This window comes from Streptomyces sp. WAC03905 (assembly GCF_057371075.1).
Map to the genome: position 1 here is coordinate 3511644 of NZ_JBXYDZ010000003.1, position 15642 is coordinate 3527285.

15 protein-coding genes are annotated in these 15642 nt (G+C 72.5%); 5 read left to right on the forward strand and 10 right to left on the reverse strand.

The genetic code is table 11. The annotated features are described in order from the left end of the window. The first annotated feature begins 43 nt into the window (after positions 1 to 43). Together AC2RP6_RS18290 and AC2RP6_RS18295 are read left to right on the forward strand one after the other, a co-directional pair. The gene (locus AC2RP6_RS18290; protein ID WP_486447160.1) at positions 44 to 1057 is read left to right on the forward strand and encodes an ATP-binding cassette domain-containing protein; all 1014 of its coding nucleotides are present in this window, start codon (positions 44 to 46) and stop codon (positions 1055 to 1057) included. Then, complete coding sequence (locus tag AC2RP6_RS18295) at positions 1054 to 1824, forward strand: ABC transporter permease (RefSeq protein ID WP_486447161.1); 771 nt, start codon at positions 1054 to 1056, stop codon at positions 1822 to 1824. The genes AC2RP6_RS18290 and AC2RP6_RS18295 overlap by 4 nt, the downstream gene beginning before the upstream one ends. A gap of 45 nt (positions 1825 to 1869) precedes the next feature. Here AC2RP6_RS18295 and AC2RP6_RS18300 read toward each other — a convergent pair whose 3' ends face one another. From AC2RP6_RS18300 to AC2RP6_RS18310, 3 genes are all read right to left on the reverse strand, one after another. Next, on the reverse strand, positions 1870 to 2142 hold the full coding sequence (locus AC2RP6_RS18300; protein ID WP_030027023.1) for a DUF1876 domain-containing protein: 273 nt from the start codon (positions 2140 to 2142) through the stop codon (positions 1870 to 1872). A 1598-nt stretch (positions 2143 to 3740) separates the two neighbouring features. Beyond that, complete coding sequence (hemB, locus tag AC2RP6_RS18305) at positions 3741 to 4742, reverse strand: porphobilinogen synthase (RefSeq protein ID WP_486447162.1); 1002 nt, start codon at positions 4740 to 4742, stop codon at positions 3741 to 3743. A 42-nt stretch (positions 4743 to 4784) separates the two neighbouring features. Beyond that, positions 4785 to 5324 (reverse strand): ATP-binding protein, encoded by a 540-nt coding sequence (locus AC2RP6_RS18310; RefSeq protein ID WP_486447163.1) that lies wholly within the window; start codon positions 5322 to 5324, stop codon positions 4785 to 4787. Here AC2RP6_RS18310 and AC2RP6_RS18315 point away from each other — a divergent pair. Together AC2RP6_RS18315 and AC2RP6_RS18320 are read left to right on the forward strand one after the other, a co-directional pair. Further along, complete coding sequence (locus tag AC2RP6_RS18315) at positions 5323 to 6147, forward strand: helix-turn-helix domain-containing protein (RefSeq protein ID WP_486447164.1); 825 nt, start codon at positions 5323 to 5325, stop codon at positions 6145 to 6147. The genes AC2RP6_RS18310 and AC2RP6_RS18315 overlap by 2 nt on opposite strands. Then, positions 6144 to 6389, forward strand: a complete 246-nt coding sequence (locus AC2RP6_RS18320; protein ID WP_486447165.1) for a DUF397 domain-containing protein — start codon at positions 6144 to 6146, stop codon at positions 6387 to 6389. The genes AC2RP6_RS18315 and AC2RP6_RS18320 overlap by 4 nt, the downstream gene beginning before the upstream one ends. Here the strand turns inward: AC2RP6_RS18320 and AC2RP6_RS18325 are convergent. From AC2RP6_RS18325 to AC2RP6_RS18355, 7 genes are all read right to left on the reverse strand, one after another. Continuing rightward, complete coding sequence (locus AC2RP6_RS18325) at positions 6379 to 7680, reverse strand: HEAT repeat domain-containing protein (protein ID WP_486447166.1); 1302 nt, start codon at positions 7678 to 7680, stop codon at positions 6379 to 6381. The genes AC2RP6_RS18320 and AC2RP6_RS18325 overlap by 11 nt on opposite strands. A gap of 94 nt (positions 7681 to 7774) precedes the next feature. Beyond that, positions 7775 to 8128 (reverse strand): hypothetical protein, encoded by a 354-nt coding sequence (locus AC2RP6_RS18330; protein ID WP_486447167.1) that lies wholly within the window; start codon positions 8126 to 8128, stop codon positions 7775 to 7777. A gap of 371 nt (positions 8129 to 8499) precedes the next feature. After that, a complete protein-coding gene (locus AC2RP6_RS18335; RefSeq protein WP_486447168.1) occupies positions 8500 to 10167 on the reverse strand; it encodes a bifunctional uroporphyrinogen-III C-methyltransferase/uroporphyrinogen-III synthase in 1668 nt (555 codons plus the stop codon). Next, positions 10164 to 11132, reverse strand: a complete 969-nt coding sequence (gene hemC, locus AC2RP6_RS18340) for a hydroxymethylbilane synthase (RefSeq protein ID WP_486447169.1) — start codon at positions 11130 to 11132, stop codon at positions 10164 to 10166. The genes AC2RP6_RS18335 and hemC overlap by 4 nt, the downstream gene beginning before the upstream one ends. Further along, entirely contained in the window at positions 11129 to 12865 is a 1737-nt protein-coding gene (locus AC2RP6_RS18345) for a glutamyl-tRNA reductase (RefSeq protein ID WP_486447170.1), read from the reverse strand. The genes hemC and AC2RP6_RS18345 overlap by 4 nt, the downstream gene beginning before the upstream one ends. Further along, the gene (locus AC2RP6_RS18350; protein ID WP_391708872.1) at positions 12862 to 13671 is read right to left on the reverse strand and encodes a redox-sensing transcriptional repressor Rex; all 810 of its coding nucleotides are present in this window, start codon (positions 13669 to 13671) and stop codon (positions 12862 to 12864) included. Before AC2RP6_RS18350 ends, AC2RP6_RS18345 begins: the two co-directional genes overlap by 4 nt. Positions 13672 to 13943: 272 nt before the next feature. Further along, entirely contained in the window at positions 13944 to 14222 is a 279-nt protein-coding gene (locus AC2RP6_RS18355) for a glutaredoxin family protein (RefSeq protein ID WP_486447171.1), read from the reverse strand. 140 nt (positions 14223 to 14362) lie between these two features. Here AC2RP6_RS18355 and AC2RP6_RS18360 point away from each other — a divergent pair, with 140 nt between their 5' ends. Beyond that, entirely contained in the window at positions 14363 to 15346 is a 984-nt protein-coding gene (locus AC2RP6_RS18360; protein WP_486447172.1) for an HAD family hydrolase, read from the forward strand. The last annotated feature ends 296 nt before the right edge of the window (positions 15347 to 15642 follow it).

The following is a 15642-nucleotide window of genomic DNA, read 5'->3' on the forward strand; positions in this document are numbered from 1 at the left end:
CGTAAGGCATACGCAGAAGACGGGGAAGGGAGCACCACCCCTCATGACCACGCACGCCTCCGGACACCCCTCCGGCACCTCCGGCACCCACACCGCCGGCCCCCGGACACCCGCCACCGCCCCCCACTCCACCGCCGCCCATGCCCTCGGCATCCACGCCACCGGCCTGACCAAGTCCTACGGCGACGTCCGCGTCCTCGACGGCATCGACCTCGCCGTCCCCCGCGGCAGCGTCCTCGCCCTCCTCGGCCCCAACGGCGCCGGCAAGACCACCACCGTCCGGATCCTCGCCACCCTCACCGCCCCCGACGCCGGCACCGCCCGCGTCGCGGGCCACCACACCGTCACCGAGCGGGCCCTCGTCCGCGAACGCATCAGCCTCACCGGCCAGTTCGCAGCCGTCGACGACCTCCAGACCGGCGCCGAGACGCTCCGCATGATGGGCCGCCTCAGCGGCCTCACCCCGCGCGCCGCCCGCACCCGCGCCGACGAACTCCTCACCCGCTTCGGCCTCACCGACGCCGCCGCCCGCACGGCCAAGACGTACTCGGGCGGCATGCGCCGCCGCCTCGACCTCGCCGCGAGCCTCGTCTCCCGCCCCGAGGTGATCTTCCTCGACGAGCCGACCACCGGACTCGACCCCCGCAGCCGCCAGGACCTGTGGGACCTCGTACGGGAACTGCGCTCCGACGGCACGACCGTCCTGCTCACCACCCAGTACCTGGAGGAGGCCGACCGGCTCGCCGACCGCGTCGCCGTCCTCGCCGACGGACGGATCGCCGCCGAGGGGACACCTGCCGAACTCAAGGCGCGCGTCGCGGGCCACCGCCTGGACCTCACCCTCACCACCCGGGCCGCCTACGACGTACTCGCCCCGCGCGCCGTCCACCTCGCGCCGGACGAGCTCACCCTCGGCGTCGCCACCGACGGCAGCGCCGCCCACGTGCGCGCCCTCCTCGACGAACTCGACCCCGACCGCACCGCCGTGGACCGCTTCGCCGTCCGCACCGCCACCCTCGACGACGTGTTCCTCACCCTGACGGGAGCCGACCGATGACCGCCGTACCCGTGGCCGCCGTACCCGTGAGCGCCCTCGCACTGGCCGGCCGCAGCCTGCGCATCAGCCGCCGCAGCCCGGACGCCCTGATCGCCGCCCTGATGCTGCCCGTGATGCTGATGCTGATCTTCGTCTACTTCTTCGGCGGGGCCATCGACACCGGCACGGAGTACGTCACCTACGTGGTACCCGGCGCCATGCTGCTCTGCGCCGGCTTCGGCGCGGCCTCCACCGCCGTCAGCGTCGCCGACGACATGCGGACCGGCATCATCGACCGCTTCCGCACCCTCGACATCGGGGGCATCCCCATCCTCGCCGGACACGTCGCCGCCTCCGTCCTGCGCAACCTGCTCTCCACCACCCTCGTCCTCGCCGTCGCCCTCGCCATCGGCTTCCGGCCCCAGGCCGGCCCGGCCGCCCTCCTCGCCGCCGCCGGCCTGCTGCTGGCGTACATCACGGCGATCTCGTGGCTGGCCGCCGTACTCGGCCTGCTCGCCAGGACACCGGAGGCCGCGGGCGGCTTCACCTTCCTGATGATGTTCCTGCCGTACCCCTCCAGCGCCTTCGTCCCCATCGACACCATGCCCGGCTGGCTGCACGACTTCGCCGAGCACCAGCCGCTGACCCCGGTCATCGAATCCCTGCGCGCGCTGCTCCTCGCGCAGCCCGCGGGCAGCGCCCCCTGGACGGCCCTGACCTGGTGCGCGGGCATCACCGCCGTGGCCGTGACCCTGGCCGGCGCCCTGTTCCGCAGCAGGACCCGCTGAGCGGCTCGCCAGAGCCCCTCAGCGGGCCGGTGGTCCGCCCGCCGCTCAGCGGTTGAGCGGGTAGGAATGACGGCCCGTCGCCTCGTCGATCTCCGAGTGGGCCTTCTGCAACATCTGCTGCGCGAGATCCATGAGCGCACGGGCGCCCGCGATCTCTTCCCCGACCCTCATCTGCTCCGGGTCGGAGGGATGACGCAAGGCATAACCCCGCGCCCTGATCTCGGAGCCGTCCCCGAGCCTTACCAGGGCCGCCGCACTGGTGCGGTGGCCCTCCTCGGTGAATTCGAGCTCCACATGCCACCCGACGAGCGTGGCCATGGTGCATCACCTCCAGGGGGTCACCCGTTCCCTCCAGGGTGCGCCCACACCCGGCCGGACGCGAGCGGGGCTGGGAGCCGGGGGGTGCTGTACGGGGTTCCCGCCTGGGCGGGACCTCCACCCCCGCGGCCCAGCCCCCTGGGCCGGTGGTTGCCCACCCGCCTCTGCCGGTGTCGGGGCGGAGGCGGGTGGCCAGCGGGACGGGGTGCGGTAAGCGGGACTTCGGCAGGGCGGCATCAGAGCCGTCCTGGGGTTTCCCGTCAGTCCCATCGTCTTCCGTGTCGGACCGGCCCCTCAAGGGCGCTCCCTCCGGTCGCGTCGCTACGCGATGTCGCTGCGCTCCACCCTTGACCGCCCGCCCCGCCACGGAAAATCCGAGGACTGCCAGGAAGCCCCCAGAAGAACGAGCCGGGCGTTCGACAAAGGGACGGGGCGTCGGCCACACGCGGCAGGGGTGGGGGCGCGCCCCAAATCGCTACGCGCTCCTCAACGACGGCGTCCGCAGGCCTCTGGGGCTCGACATAGGCCGCCACCAATCGCTACGCGCTCCTCAACGACGGCGCCTGCGAGCCCCTGTGGCTCGACATAGGCCGCCACCGCTTTCTACGCGCTACTCAAGGACGGCGCCTGCGAGTTCCTGTGGCTGGTCATAAGCCGCCACCAATCGCTACGCGCTCCTGCGAGACGGCGCCTGCGAGTTCCTGTCGTTGGTCATAGGCCGCCACCTGTCGCGCACGCTTCTCTCTCACGCGGCTGCGATCCCGCCTGGGGCTGGGCATGGGCCGCCATCGATGTGGCGCGCTCTCGATCACGCCTCCGCAGTTCGTCCTGGGCTGGCCGCAGGCCGCAAAAACCTTCCATCGCCCCTCGCGAGGGGTGGAAAAGCCTCAGACGACGGCTGAAGCGAACCCAATCCATGTCTGCCTGGGTGGGCACTTCAGAAAGCCGCCGATATGCCCCAATCACCCCTGTCTGTACCGGCGAGTGGGATCCCACCACCCCGCTCTCCTGGGTTGACATCGGCTGAACCGATGGATCGCTCCCCTGCCCCCCAACATCGCCCCTCCAGACCACGAACAAGCGCCGGACGCCAACCGCGAGAAGAAGACACAGGGCTTCTGCGGCCTCTGCCCAGCCCCGGACGGACCGCAGCCGCGTGAGGCAGAAGCGTGCGCAACAGGTGGCGGCCTATGACCAGCCCCAGAGGCCTGCGGACGCGTGATCGAGAAGCGCGTAGCGATCGATGGCGGCTTATGCCCAGCCCGAGAGGCTCGCGGACGCCGTCGTCGAGGAGCGCGTAGCGATGTGGGGCGCACCCCAACCACCGGCCCGCATCTGTGATCTGCCCGTCCCTGGAACGGAACGCCCGGCCCGTTCTTCTGGGGGCTTCCCGACAGTCCTCGACTTTCCGTGGCGGGACGGACGGTCAAGGGTGGCCGAAGGCCATCACGCAGTGACGCGACCGTAGGGAGCGCCCTTGAGGGGCCGGCCCGACACGGAAGACGATGGGACTGACGGGAAACCCCAGGACATCTCTGATCCCGGCCGTCCGGGACCCCGAGCCCCGGAGCCCCCCGCCGCGCCTACCGGCCCGCCCCTCAGCGGGTTTCGCGGAGCCAGCCCGCCACCTCGGTGGCCCAGTAGGTGAGGATCGTGTCCGCGCCCGCGCGCTTGATGCCGAGCAGGGTCTCCAGGATGGCGCGGTCGCGCTCGATCCAGCCCTTCTCGGCGGCCGCCTCGATCATCGCGAACTCGCCGCTGATCTGGTACGCCGCCACCGGCACGTCCACGGCCTGCGCCACCCGGTAGAGGATGTCGAGGTACGGGCCGGCCGGCTTGACCATCACCATGTCCGCGCCCTCCTCCAGGTCGAGGGCCAGCTCCCGCAGGGACTCGCGGGCGTTCGCCGGGTCCTGCTGGTACGTCTTGCGGTCGCCCTGGAGGGAGGAGGCGACGGCCTCGCGGAAGGGACCGTAGAAGGCGGAGGTGTACTTCGCCGTGTAGGCGAGGATCGACACGTCCTCGTGCCCGGTCTCGTCGAGGGCGTCGCGGATGACGCCGACCTGGCCGTCCATCATGCCGCTGGGACCCACGACGTGGACGCCCGCGTCGGCCTGGACCTGCGCCATCTCGGCGTAACGCTCCAGCGTCGCGTCGTTGTCGACGCGCCCGTTCTCGTCGAGGACGCCGCAGTGACCGTGGTCGGTGTACTCGTCGAGGCACAGGTCGGACATGATCACGAGGTCGTCCCCGACCTCGGCCTTCACGTCGCGGATCGCGACCTGAAGGATTCCGTCCGGCTCGGTGCCCGCCGTACCGAGCGCGTCCTTGTTCTCGTCCGCCGGAACGCCGAAGAGCATGATCCCCGCGACGCCCGCCTCGACCGCCTCGACGGCCGCCTTCCGCAGCGTGTCCCGCGTGTGCTGGACGACGCCGGGCATCGCCGAGATGGGGAGGGGCTGGCTGATGCCCTCGCGCACGAAGGCCGGGAGGATCAGGTCAGAGGGGTGCAGCCGGTTCTCCGCGACCATCCGCCGCATCGCCGGGGTGGTGCGCAGCCGGCGGGGCCGCGAACCGGGGAAGGATCCGTACGCGCTCATCTTCAGTCGCCTCTTCGAGCTTCGACAGCAGTCGCCACAAGCCTAGAGCCCGTCCGGCGGCCCACCCGCCCCGACCGCGAACTCGCACCACACCGTCTTCCCCGGCACCCGTGGCACGGTCCCCCAGTGGTCCGCGACGGCCGCCACGAGCAGCAACCCGCGGCCGCCCTCGGCCCCCAGGTCCCGGTCCGCGACGCGCGGCCGGCCGTCGCCGCTGTCGTGCACCTCGACCCGTACGGTGTCGCCGTAGCGCAGCATCCGCAGCCGATAGCCCCGGCCGGGCGGGACGCCGTGCAGCAGGGCGTTGGTCGCCAGCTCGCTCACGCAGAGCAACACGTCGTCGTGGCGGCATGTGACACCCCACACGTGCAGTGTCTCCGCTGCGAATTCCCTGGCAGGGCGGACGGTTTGACGGCTGCGGGGATAGAACCGCTCACGCAGCAGGGCCGGTCGGGTTTCCACATTCACGCACCGATCGTCGCGTTGCGTGACTACCGTGGGTGAGACGAGCGACTCGTACTCCTTGAGGAGTACGGGTCGGTACGGGTATCTCGCATGCGCACGCGGGGAGTTCACAGGCATGCCACCACGCAAGAGGCCCCGGCCCAACGAGACGGCGATGAAGATGGTCGGCGCACTGGTCGCCCAGGCCCGCACCGCCAAGGGAATGACCCAGCGCGCCTTCGCCGAGGCGCTGCACGTCGACGTCGAGACCGTCGCCTCGATCGAGCAGGGCAGGCGCGTCCTGATGCCCAACGTGGCGGAGAAGATGGATCGCGTCCTCGGCCTGCCCGAGCTGCTGGCGGTCGCGGCGAACCGCCTCCCGGAGGTGGACATGGTTCCGGCCTGGGCGGAGGAGTACATGGCGCGCGAGGCCGAGGCCCTCGCCCTGTCCTGGTACGACACCCTCACCGTGCCGGGCCTGCTCCAGACGGAGGCCTACGCCCGTGCGGTGCTCGGCTGCCGCGTCCCCTTCGTCGGCGAGGAGAAGATCGAGCGGCAGACCGCCCACCGCATCCAGCGTCAGAAGATCCTCACCCGCCCGGTCCCCCCGACCCTCAGCTTCATCGTCTGGGAGGCGGCCCTGAGGGACCGCATCGGCGGCAGGGAGGTCTACCACGAGCAGCTGCGTCACCTGCGCGCCTGCGCGGACCAGCCGACCGTCTCCCTCCAGGTGCTCCCCCTGGGCATCACCGCCCACGCGGGCCTCAACGGCCCCTTCACGCTGCTGGAAACCCCCGAGTTCCAGCACCTCGCCTACTCCGAAACCCAGCGAGGCAGCTTCCTCGTGCGCGACCCGAACGAGGTCAGCATCCTCTCCCAGAAGTATGCGATGCTGCGGTCACAGGCCCTCAACGTCACTGAGACAAAGGGCCTGTTGGACCGGCTGCTAGGAGAGACATGAGCACCCCACTGAAGTGGTTCAAGTCCAGCTACAGCGGCAGCGAAGGCGGCCAGTGCCTGGAAGTGGCCTACGCCTGGAGGAAGTCCTCCTACAGCGGTGACGAGGGCGGCCAGTGCGTCGAGGTCGTCACCTGCTCCTGCGCCGGCACCGTCCACGTGCGGGACTCCAAGGTCGCCGACGGCCCCGTCCTCGCCCTCGCCCCCGCCGCCTGGAACGGGCTCACCTCCTGGGTCAGCCAGTAGCAGGGGCGCCGCTCCCCGGGATGCCCACACCGTTCCGGGAGGTGAACCGCCACCGCCCCTCCAGCCGGGGGTCGTCCGCCGGCAGCCGGCCCAGCGGTGCCACCCGGTCGTAGGCCTCCAGGGTGCGGGGGTCGTCCCGCAGGTACAGCCCGTAGGCGGCATTCAGCCGGACGTCCGGGTCAGCGGCGTCGAGGAACCGCACCAGCGCTTCGGCGGCGCCCGCCGAGTGGTCGGCACCCCACGCGAAGGCGCGCACCGCCCGGCTCACGACCTCCGGATCCGTGTCCCGCAGCAGGGCCGCCATGAGCTCCCGGTCCCCCTCGCCGGCTTCCTGCTCCGCCAGTACCTCGGCGGCCGCCGCCCGCACCGCGGCGTCGACGTCACGGCACAGGTCCCGTACGGCCCGCAGCGCGTCGGGGGAGAGCGGCCGGACGAAGAGCCCGGGCACTTCCCGCCGGACCTCCGGCGCCGGGTGCCCGGCGCGCCGCAGCGCGATGTCCTCGTGGCCGGAGAGGTCCGTGCTCGTGTGGCGGAGGGCCCGCAGGATTCGGGCCAGTGCGTGCGGGTCGGTCTCCTCGGGCTCCCACTCGAAGAGGATCCGTGTGCACGCCTCCCACTCCTCATCGCGCCGGCTCGCGTCCGCGGGGAACGGCCACGACAGCTGCCACAGCCGGTCGCGGACGGCATCGGCCGCGAGGCCGCGCCGCCAGGGGTCCGGGTCGTGGCGGAAGGCCGTCGTCTCGGCCCAGGTCCGCGCGCTGTGCCGGTGGATCAGCACCAGGAGCGAGGCGGCACGGTCCACGTGGTCCTCTCCCTCTCCCTCTCCCTCTCCCCGGTGACGGACCGCGCGGGCCACCAGTTCCTCCACCGGGGGCAGGACACCGAACTCCCACTCCAGCAGGGTCAGCACCGCGCCGTGCCCGGCCCGTACGGTCCGCCCGCCGAGGGTGATCTCCGCAACGCACTCGAACTCCGAGTCCAGCGCCCGTACCGTGTCCGCCGGGCCCGCCGCCCCCGTCAGCCGCCGCAGCCGCCTTTCCGCGCCCTCCTCGTACCACCGCCGGGCCGCGTCGATCAGCCGGCCCTGCTCCGCTTCCGGCAGCCGCGGGCAGGCGTCGCCGAGCAGGGCCGTCACCATGGCCGGGGAGCCGCCCTCCACAGCCCGCAGCAGCGGCGTCGTCCCGTCCGGCAGGACCCGGTCCGGGTCGGCGCCGTCCTCGACCAGGCGCCGGGCCGCCTCCGGCTCGTACGCCTCCATGGCCGCGGCCAGCAGTGCGTCCCGCTCGTCCATCCGTATCCCCTCCGCCGCGGCTTCCCCCGGCGGTGATCCTCGCCGGGTGCGACGGCCCGGGCAATCGGATTCCGCCCGGGCGGGGACCGGGTGGCTAGGGCAGGTCCAGCAGCGCCCAGAACACCACCGTGTCCAGCACCACCAGCGCCGGCGCGCCGATCGCGATGCCGACGCGGCGGGCGGCGTTCGCCTTCCGCCACGGCAGGGCCCAGCCCCACACCAGCAGTCCCAGCACCATCGCCAGTCCCGCCATGAACACCGGCCACGCGGCCTGGAAGCTCGCGTCGAACGCGTCGGCCGTCTCCCCGTCGCAGGAGTCGCACGCCATCGGCGACAGGCCCGCGAAGAACAGCGACACCAGACCCAACGGCAGCGTCAGCAGGGTCGAGACGAGCGGGGCGACGAAGGCCCTGCGGTCCCGGTCGAGTTCGACTTCGAGATCGGTCATGGGGACACTCAACCCCGCCCGCCCGGACCGGGGAATCCGCGCGGATACTCATCCGGCGGCGCGGAAACGATTGGCCCCACCCGGCGGGGCCCTGCCGTGGCGGGGGTGAACGGGCTGCTCACGGCCCTGTCGGCCGCCGCCCTGCTGCTCCACCCGCCCCGACCCGCGTGCGCCGTGGATCCGCTCCCCTGCGTCAAGGGCGAGGCCGAATCGACGTCAGCCGGGCCCGTGAGCGCCGTGCGGTGCGCATGCTCCCGTACCCGCCGCACCTCCGGGGCCGAAGGCGCGAAAGGGGAAGGGGCCCGGGTGCGCAGTGCACCCGGGCCCCTTCCCCTCGTTCCGTGACGGGCGGACCCCGCCTAAGCCGCCGCTCACGTCGTACGGCGACGACGGGCGCCCGGCCGGCGCTCGCTCGGGCGGAACACCGTCTCGCCGGCCTCCTTGGCCGCCTCGCGGCGGGCCGCCCCGTACTCGGCGAGGGCCTCCGCCAGCTTCGACACCGACGGCTCCGGGGACAGGACGTCGACCCGCAGGCCGTGCTCCTCGGCGGTCTTGGCCGTCGCCGGCCCGATACAGGCGATGACCGTCACGTTGTGCGGCTTGCCCGCGATGCCGACCAGGTTGCGGACGGTCGAGGACGACGTGAAGAGCACGGCGTCGAAGCCGCCGCCCTTGATCGCCTCGCGCGTGTCCGCCGGCGGCGGCGAGGCGCGCACGGTCCGGTAGGCGGTGACGTCGTCGACCTCCCACCCGAGCTCGATCAGCCCGGCGACCAGCGTCTCCGTGGCGATGTCGGCCCGCGGCAGGAAGACGCGGTCGATCGGGTCGAAGACCGGGTCGTACGGCGGCCAGTCCTCCAGCAGTCCGGCCGCGGACTGCTCGCCGCTCGGGACGAGGTCCGGCTTGACGCCGAACTCCACCAGGGCGGCCGCGGTCTGCTCGCCGACCGCGGCGACCTTGATGCCCGCGAAGGCGCGCGCGTCGAGCCCGTACTCCTCGAACTTCTCGCGGACGGCCTTGACGGCGTTGACGGAGGTGAAGGCGATCCACTCGTAGCGGCCCGTCACCAGGCCCTTGACCGCGCGCTCCATCTGCTGCGGGGTGCGCGGCGGCTCCACGGCGATGGTCGGCACCTCGTGCGGCACCGCGCCGTAGGAACGCAGCTGGTCGGAGAGCGAAGCGGCCTGCTCCTTCGTCCGCGGTACGAGGACGCGCCAGCCGAACAGCGGCTTCGACTCGAACCAGGACAGGTCCTCGCGGCGCGCGGCGGCGCCGTGCTCGCCGACCACGCATATGACGGGGCGGGCGCCCTCGGGCGAGGGCAGTACCTTGCCCTGCTTGAAGACCTGGGCGATGGTGCCCAGGGTCGCGCACCAGGTCCGCTGCCGCGTCGTCGTGCCGGACACGGTCACGGTCAGCGGGGTGTCGGGCTTGCGCCCGGCGCTGACCAGCTCGGCCGCGGCGGCCGAGACGGTCTCCAGGGTCGCGGAGACGACGAGGGTGCCGTCGCTGGCGCCGACCTCGCTCCAGCAGCGCGCCGAGGCGGTCTTGGCGTCGACGAACCGGACGTCCGCGCCCTGCTTGTCGCGCAGCGGGACACCGGCGTACGCGGGGACGCCGACGGCGGTCGCGACGCCGGGCACCACCTCGAAGGGGATCCCCTCCGTCGCGCAGGCGAGCATCTCCTCGGCGGCGTTGCCGTCGAGTCCGGGGTCGCCCGTGACGGCACGGACGACCCGCCTGCCGGAGCGTGCGGCCTCCATGACAAGATTGGCCGCGTCCCGGATCACCGGGACCCCGGCGGCTGCTGACACTTCGTCAGCTACCGTCAGCTGCGGCGTGTCGACACCCGCGCGCGCATGCGTCCGTACGACCTCGAGCACCTCGGGCTCCGCGATCAGTACGTCCGCGGCGGCGAGCGCCTCGACGGCGCGCAGCGTCAGCAGACCCGGGTCGCCCGGGCCTGCGCCGAGGAAGGTGACGCGTCCGTGGGCGGCGACGGCCGGGAAGGCGGAGGTGGTCGGACTTGAGGGGTTCAAAGCGATCGCTCCCCCATCAGACCGGCCGCGCCCTTGGCCAGCATCTCGTCCGCGAGTTCGCGGCCGAGCGCCATGGCCTCGTCGTACGACTGGGGCACGGGACCGGTGGTGGACAGCTGCACCAGCGTCGAGCCGTCGAGGGTTCCGACGACGCCGCGCAGGCGCATTTCATTGACAATCCGTCCGTCGGCCAGCAGGTCGGCGAACGCGCCCACGGGTGCGCTGCAGCCGGCCTCCAGGGCGGCGAGCAGAGAACGCTCCGCGGTCACGGCGGCCCGGGTGTGCGGGTCGTCGAGCCGGCCGAGCGCGGCGATGAGGTCCGTGGAGGACGCGGGGCACTCCACGGCCAGGGCTCCCTGGCCGGGGGCGGGGAGGATGCTGTCGACGGACAGCAGGTCGGTGGCCTCGTCGCCGCGGCCGATCCGGTTCAGACCGGCGGCCGCCAGGACGACGGCGTCGAGTTCGCCGTCGCGGACGAATCCGATGCGGGTGTCGACGTTGCCGCGGATCGGGACGGTCTCGATCCGCTTGCCGAGCGAGCGCGCCAGGTGGTTGAGCTGGGCGGTGCGCCGGGGCGAGCCGGTGCCGATGCGGGCACCGTCGGGCAGCTGCTCGAAGGTCAGGCCGTCGCGGGCGACGAGCGCGTCGCGGGCGTCCTCGCGCTTCGGCATGGCCGCGATGACGAGGTCGTCGGGCTGGGCGGTCGGCAGGTCCTTCAGCGAGTGCACGGCGAAGTCGACCTCGCCGCGCAGCAGCGCGTCGCGCAGGGCGGTGACGAACACGCCGGTCCCGCCGATCTGGGCGAGGTGCTCGCGCGAGACGTCGCCGTAGGTCGTGATCTCCACGAGCTCGACGGGCCGGCCGGTGATCGCCCGGACCGCGTCGGCGACGTGCCCCGACTGGGACATGGCCAGCTTGCTCCGCCGCGTACCGAGCCGCAGCGGCTGGTCGGGACGTGTGTTCATGATGCCCGTCCTGGGTCGTCGTCGTTCTTCGGATCGGCCGCGTCCGCCCGGCTGACGGAAGCAACCGTCTGAGGGTCGAGGTCGAAGAGTTCGCGCAGTGCGTCGGCGTACCCGGCGCCGCCGGGCTCGCTCGCGAGCTGCTTGACGCGCACGGTCGGCGCGTGGAGGAGCTTGTCCACGACGCGGCGCACGGTCTGGGTGACTTCGGCGCGCTGTCGCTCGTCGAGGTCGGGGAGCCGTCCGTCGAGGCGGGCCACTTCCATGGCCACGACCTCGGCCGCCATGGCGCGCAGGGCGACGACGGTGGGCGTGATGTGGGCGGCGCGCTGGGCGGCGCCGAAGGCGGCGACCTCCTGGGCGACGATGCCGCGAACGGCGTCGACGTCGGCGGCCATCGGGGCGTCTGCGGAGGCTTCCGCGAGGGACTCGATGTCCACGAGCCGTACGCCGGGGATCCGGTGCACGGCCGCGTCGATGTCCCGGGGCATGGCCAGGTCGAGCAGCGCGAGGCGGACGGCGGTCGCGTCGGTGTGCGTACGGGCGCTCCTGCGGGGCTGCCGCTGGGCGGCGGCCTCGCCCTGGTCGGCCCAGGTGCCGTGCAGTTCGAGGGAGCTGGCGTCGACCCCGGTCAGCGCGGAGCGTCCGTCGAGGCCGACGGGGCAGCCGTCGGCGTCGGCCTCCGCGGGCGCGCTGATGGTCCGTGCGGCGCCGGCGTCGGCCAGTCGCCCGTACACGTCGGCGGCGACGGCCAGCCGTGCGACGAGCCCGGCGTCGGGAGCCGCGTCCTGTCCGGCCGCCGGTCCGGCGGCGGGGGCCGCGGCCGGCTGCGCCGCGCCGCCCTCGGGCGACTGCGGGGCGGGGATGCGGGGGCGGAACCCGGGCTCGGCCCAGCCCTCGCCCCCGGCCACCGCGGCGAGTACGTCGTCGGCGGTCAGCACCAGTCCGGTGGCCCCGGTGCAGGACACCACGACGTCGACGCGTGTCAGTTCGTCGGCGACGTCGGCCATCGGGATGGCCGAAGCCCGCACACCCGTGCCTGAGGCAACCAGAATGTCAGCCAGTCGGTCCGCCCGCTCGGCGGTCCGGTTCGCCACGACGACCTCGGCGACGCCGACCCTCGCGAGGGTCGCCGCGGCCAGCGAGGACATCGATCCGGCGCCGATCACCAGGGCCCGCTTGCCGTGGGCCCACTCGGCGACCGGCGTGCGCACCGCGAGCTGCTCCAGCCCGAAGGTCACCAGCGACTGGCCGGCGCGGTCGATGCCGGTCTCGGAGTGCGCCCGCTTGCCGACCCGCAGCGCCTGCTGGAACAGGTCGTTGATCAGCCGGCCGGCGGAGTGCAGGTCCTGGCCCAGCGCGAGGGCGTCCTTGATCTGGCCGAGGATCTGTCCCTCGCCCACGACCATCGAGTCCAGTCCGCACGCCACCGAGAACAGGTGGTGCACCGCCCGGTCCTCGTAGTGGACGTACAGGTACGGGGTGAGCTCCTCCAGCGCGACACCGCTGTGCTGGGCGAGCAGCGTGGACAGCTCGGCGACGCCGGCGTGGAACTTGTCCACGTCCGCGTACAGCTCGATGCGGTTGCACGTGGCGAGCACGGTCGCCTCCGTCGCCGGCTCGGCGGCGAGGGTGTCGTGCAGCAGCTTGGTCTTGGCGTCGGCCGACAGCGAGGCGCGCTCCAGCACGCTCACGGGTGCGCTGCGGTGGCTCAGCCCGACGACGAGCAGGCTCATGCCGGCATCACCGCCGGGACGTCACCCTCGGGGCCGCCCTTGCGCGCTTCGGCGGCGGTGCGCCCGGCGGGCGGCACGACGGCCGCCGCGGGGGCGGCGCCGCCCACGGTGGAGCCGGGCTCGGAGGCGGCCGCGGCGGCCTCCTCGCCGGCCTTGCGCTGCTCGTGGAAGGCGAGGATCTGCAGCTCGATGGAGAGGTCGACCTTGCGCACGTCCACGCCGTCGGGCACGGACAGCACGGTGGGGGCGAAGTTCAGGATGGAGGTGACCCCGGCCGCGATCAGCCGCTCGCTGACCTGCTGGGCGGCGCCGGCGGGGGTGGCGATGACGCCGATGGAGACGCCGTTCTCCTCGATGATCTTCTCCAGATCATCGGTGTGCTGGACGGACATGCCGGCGACCGGCTTGCCGGCCATCGCGGGGTCGGCGTCGATCAGCGCGGCCACGCGGAACCCGCGCGCGGAGAAACCGCCGTAGTTGGCGAGGGCGGCGCCGAGGTTGCCGATGCCGACGATCACGACCGGCCAGTCCTGGGTCAGGCCGAGCTCGCGGGAGATCTGGTAGACGAGGTACTCGACGTCGTAGCCGACGCCGCGGGTGCCGTAGGAACCCAGGTAGGAGAAGTCCTTGCGCAGCTTGGCGGAGTTGACCCCGGCCGCGGCCGCGAGCTCCTCGGAGGACACCGTGGGGACCGATCGCTCGGAGAGCGCGGTCAGGGCGCGCAAGTACAGCGGAAGCCGGGCGACAGTGGCCTCGGGAATACCTCGGCTGCGGGTCGCCGGTCGGTGAGTTCGGCCAGTTGCCACGATGCTCCTGCGGGATGAGCGGGGCTGCAGGCGGCCTCTTGTCCCAGGACCGCCCCGTCGACAGCAGGCTATGCCTTTGTGAACGCGTGCACAAAGATTGTGTCCGCTTTGTCCGTCCAAAGTGACCGGGGTCACGCGACATCGGCACGCAATCCCGGAACCGACGGCACGCCGAACCCGTTCAAATACCAAAGGGGGCAAAACCGTGCACTCTCCTCACAGATACGCCCCCAGACCCCACAAATCGCCCATGATGGTAACCGCGGAGTGGGTCAGCCTCCCAATGCCCGGCGGAGCCGGTCGGGGTTCACCCTCCAGAAGGTGTGCTGTTCGCCGTCAACCAGGACCACCGGAATCTGCTCCCAGTGGAGCCGGTAGAGCTCCTCGTCCTGCGAGATGTCCTTCTTCTCCCATTGCGCACCGGTCTCGGCGCACACCGTCGCCACGACCTCCTCGGCCTCGTCGCACAGGTGGCACCCCGGCTTCCCGATGAGCGTCACCATCCGCTCGCCGGGACTCTTCTTCTCTTTACGGCGCAACAAAGGGCTCATGTCCCCATTCTCCCGCGCCCGCCCGCCCCGCCCGGCGCCCCGGCGGGTCCCACCGCCGCGCCCGCCGCCGTCGAGAAGAGTTAACGCCTCCGTTTCCCACCGGTTCGGGAACTCCCGAACACAGTGGCTATGCTCGCGTCATGGCCGCTCTCGGATGGCTCCCCCCTCGTAGGCGCTCCGCCACCGCACGCAGCGTGCTGGCAGGCGAGGCCTCGGCCGAAGCCGCCCGCAAGACCGCGCAGGCCGGGGCCGAGCAGCTCACCGACACCGAGGCGGACGAGGCCGACCTCGACCTCCTGGAGCCCGGGGAACCGGGCGAGGGCCTCGCGGAACCCGCCTTCCCGGTCGAGGGCGACGACCTCGCCGCCGCCTTCTTCGACCTCGACAACACCGTCATGCAGGGCGCAGCGATCTTCCACTTCGGCCGCGGCCTCTACAAGCGCGAGTTCTTCCGCCGCCGCGAACTCGCCCGCTTCGCCTGGCAGCAGGCCTGGTTCCGGCTCGCCGGGGTCGAGGACCCCGAGCACATGCAGGACGCCCGCGACAGCGCCCTGTCCATCGTCAAGGGCCACAAGGTCTCCGAACTCATGTCGATCGGCGAGGAGATCTACGACGAGTACATGGCCGAGCGGATCTGGCCGGGCACCCGCGCCCTGGCCCAGGCCCACCTCGACGCCGGCCAGAAGGTGTGGCTCGTCACCGCCGCCCCCGTGGAGACGGCCACGATCATCGCCCGCCGGCTGGGCCTGACCGGCGCCCTGGGCACCGTCGCCGAATCCGTCGACGGCGTCTACACCGGCCGCCTGGTCGGCGAACCGCTGCACGGGCCCGCCAAGGCCGAGGCGGTCCGCGCCCTCGCCGCCGCCGAGGGACTCGAACTCGAACGCTGCGCCGCGTACAGCGATTCGCACAACGACATCCCGATGCTGTCACTGGTCGGACATCCGTACGCGATCAATCCCGACACAAAACTGCGCAAGCATGCCCGGACCAACGACTGGCGGCTGCGCGACTATCGGACCGGCCGCAAGGCCGTGAAGGTCGGCGTCCCGGCGGCCGCCGGAGTCGGCGCCATCGCGGGCGGCGCGGCCGCGGCCATCGCCCTGCACCGACGCCGCAAGTAGCCGTTCCGGGCCCAGCCCCAGGCCACACCGCACCCCCGCCGCGGCCACGGCCGCCGGCCCCGGCCCCCTGCCCGACCCCCGGCATTCGCTCACCTCTACCCGCGCCTCGGGCGCGGCACTCCGGGCTGCCCGACTCGGTCTCAGGTCTCCTGCGAAGCGTCCATTCCGCGTATCCAAGTGATCAAGAATCGATCACCAACCGCGACCGAATATGCCCTGGACACGCAACAGAAGTGTCGGAACCGGTGATTTGAGCAACTGGGTGTAGCGCTGCCTGTACGAAGCGTTATTCTCCT

Excerpts from the sequence above, each read along its gene's own strand:
- AC2RP6_RS18290 (WP_486447160.1), top strand. The coding sequence starts at position 44 with ATGACCACGCACGCCTCCGGACACCCCTCCGGCACCTCCGGCACCCAC.
- AC2RP6_RS18295 (WP_486447161.1), top strand. The coding sequence starts at position 1,054 with ATGACCGCCGTACCCGTGGCCGCCGTACCCGTGAGCGCCCTCGCACTG.
- AC2RP6_RS18300 (WP_030027023.1), bottom strand. The coding sequence starts at position 2,142 with ATGGCCACGCTCGTCGGGTGGCATGTGGAGCTCGAATTCACCGAGGAG.
- hemB (WP_486447162.1), bottom strand. The coding sequence starts at position 4,742 with ATGAGCGCGTACGGATCCTTCCCCGGTTCGCGGCCCCGCCGGCTGCGC.
- AC2RP6_RS18315 (WP_486447164.1), top strand. The coding sequence starts at position 5,323 with ATGCCACCACGCAAGAGGCCCCGGCCCAACGAGACGGCGATGAAGATG.
- AC2RP6_RS18310 (WP_486447163.1), bottom strand. The coding sequence starts at position 5,324 with ATGCCTGTGAACTCCCCGCGTGCGCATGCGAGATACCCGTACCGACCC.
- AC2RP6_RS18320 (WP_486447165.1), top strand. The coding sequence starts at position 6,144 with ATGAGCACCCCACTGAAGTGGTTCAAGTCCAGCTACAGCGGCAGCGAA.
- AC2RP6_RS18325 (WP_486447166.1), bottom strand. The coding sequence starts at position 7,680 with ATGGACGAGCGGGACGCACTGCTGGCCGCGGCCATGGAGGCGTACGAG.
- AC2RP6_RS18330 (WP_486447167.1), bottom strand. The coding sequence starts at position 8,128 with ATGACCGATCTCGAAGTCGAACTCGACCGGGACCGCAGGGCCTTCGTC.
- hemC (WP_486447169.1), bottom strand. The coding sequence starts at position 11,132 with ATGAACACACGTCCCGACCAGCCGCTGCGGCTCGGTACGCGGCGGAGC.
- AC2RP6_RS18345 (WP_486447170.1), bottom strand. The coding sequence starts at position 12,865 with ATGAGCCTGCTCGTCGTCGGGCTGAGCCACCGCAGCGCACCCGTGAGC.
- AC2RP6_RS18355 (WP_486447171.1), bottom strand. The coding sequence starts at position 14,222 with ATGAGCCCTTTGTTGCGCCGTAAAGAGAAGAAGAGTCCCGGCGAGCGG.
- AC2RP6_RS18360 (WP_486447172.1), top strand. The coding sequence starts at position 14,363 with ATGGCCGCTCTCGGATGGCTCCCCCCTCGTAGGCGCTCCGCCACCGCA.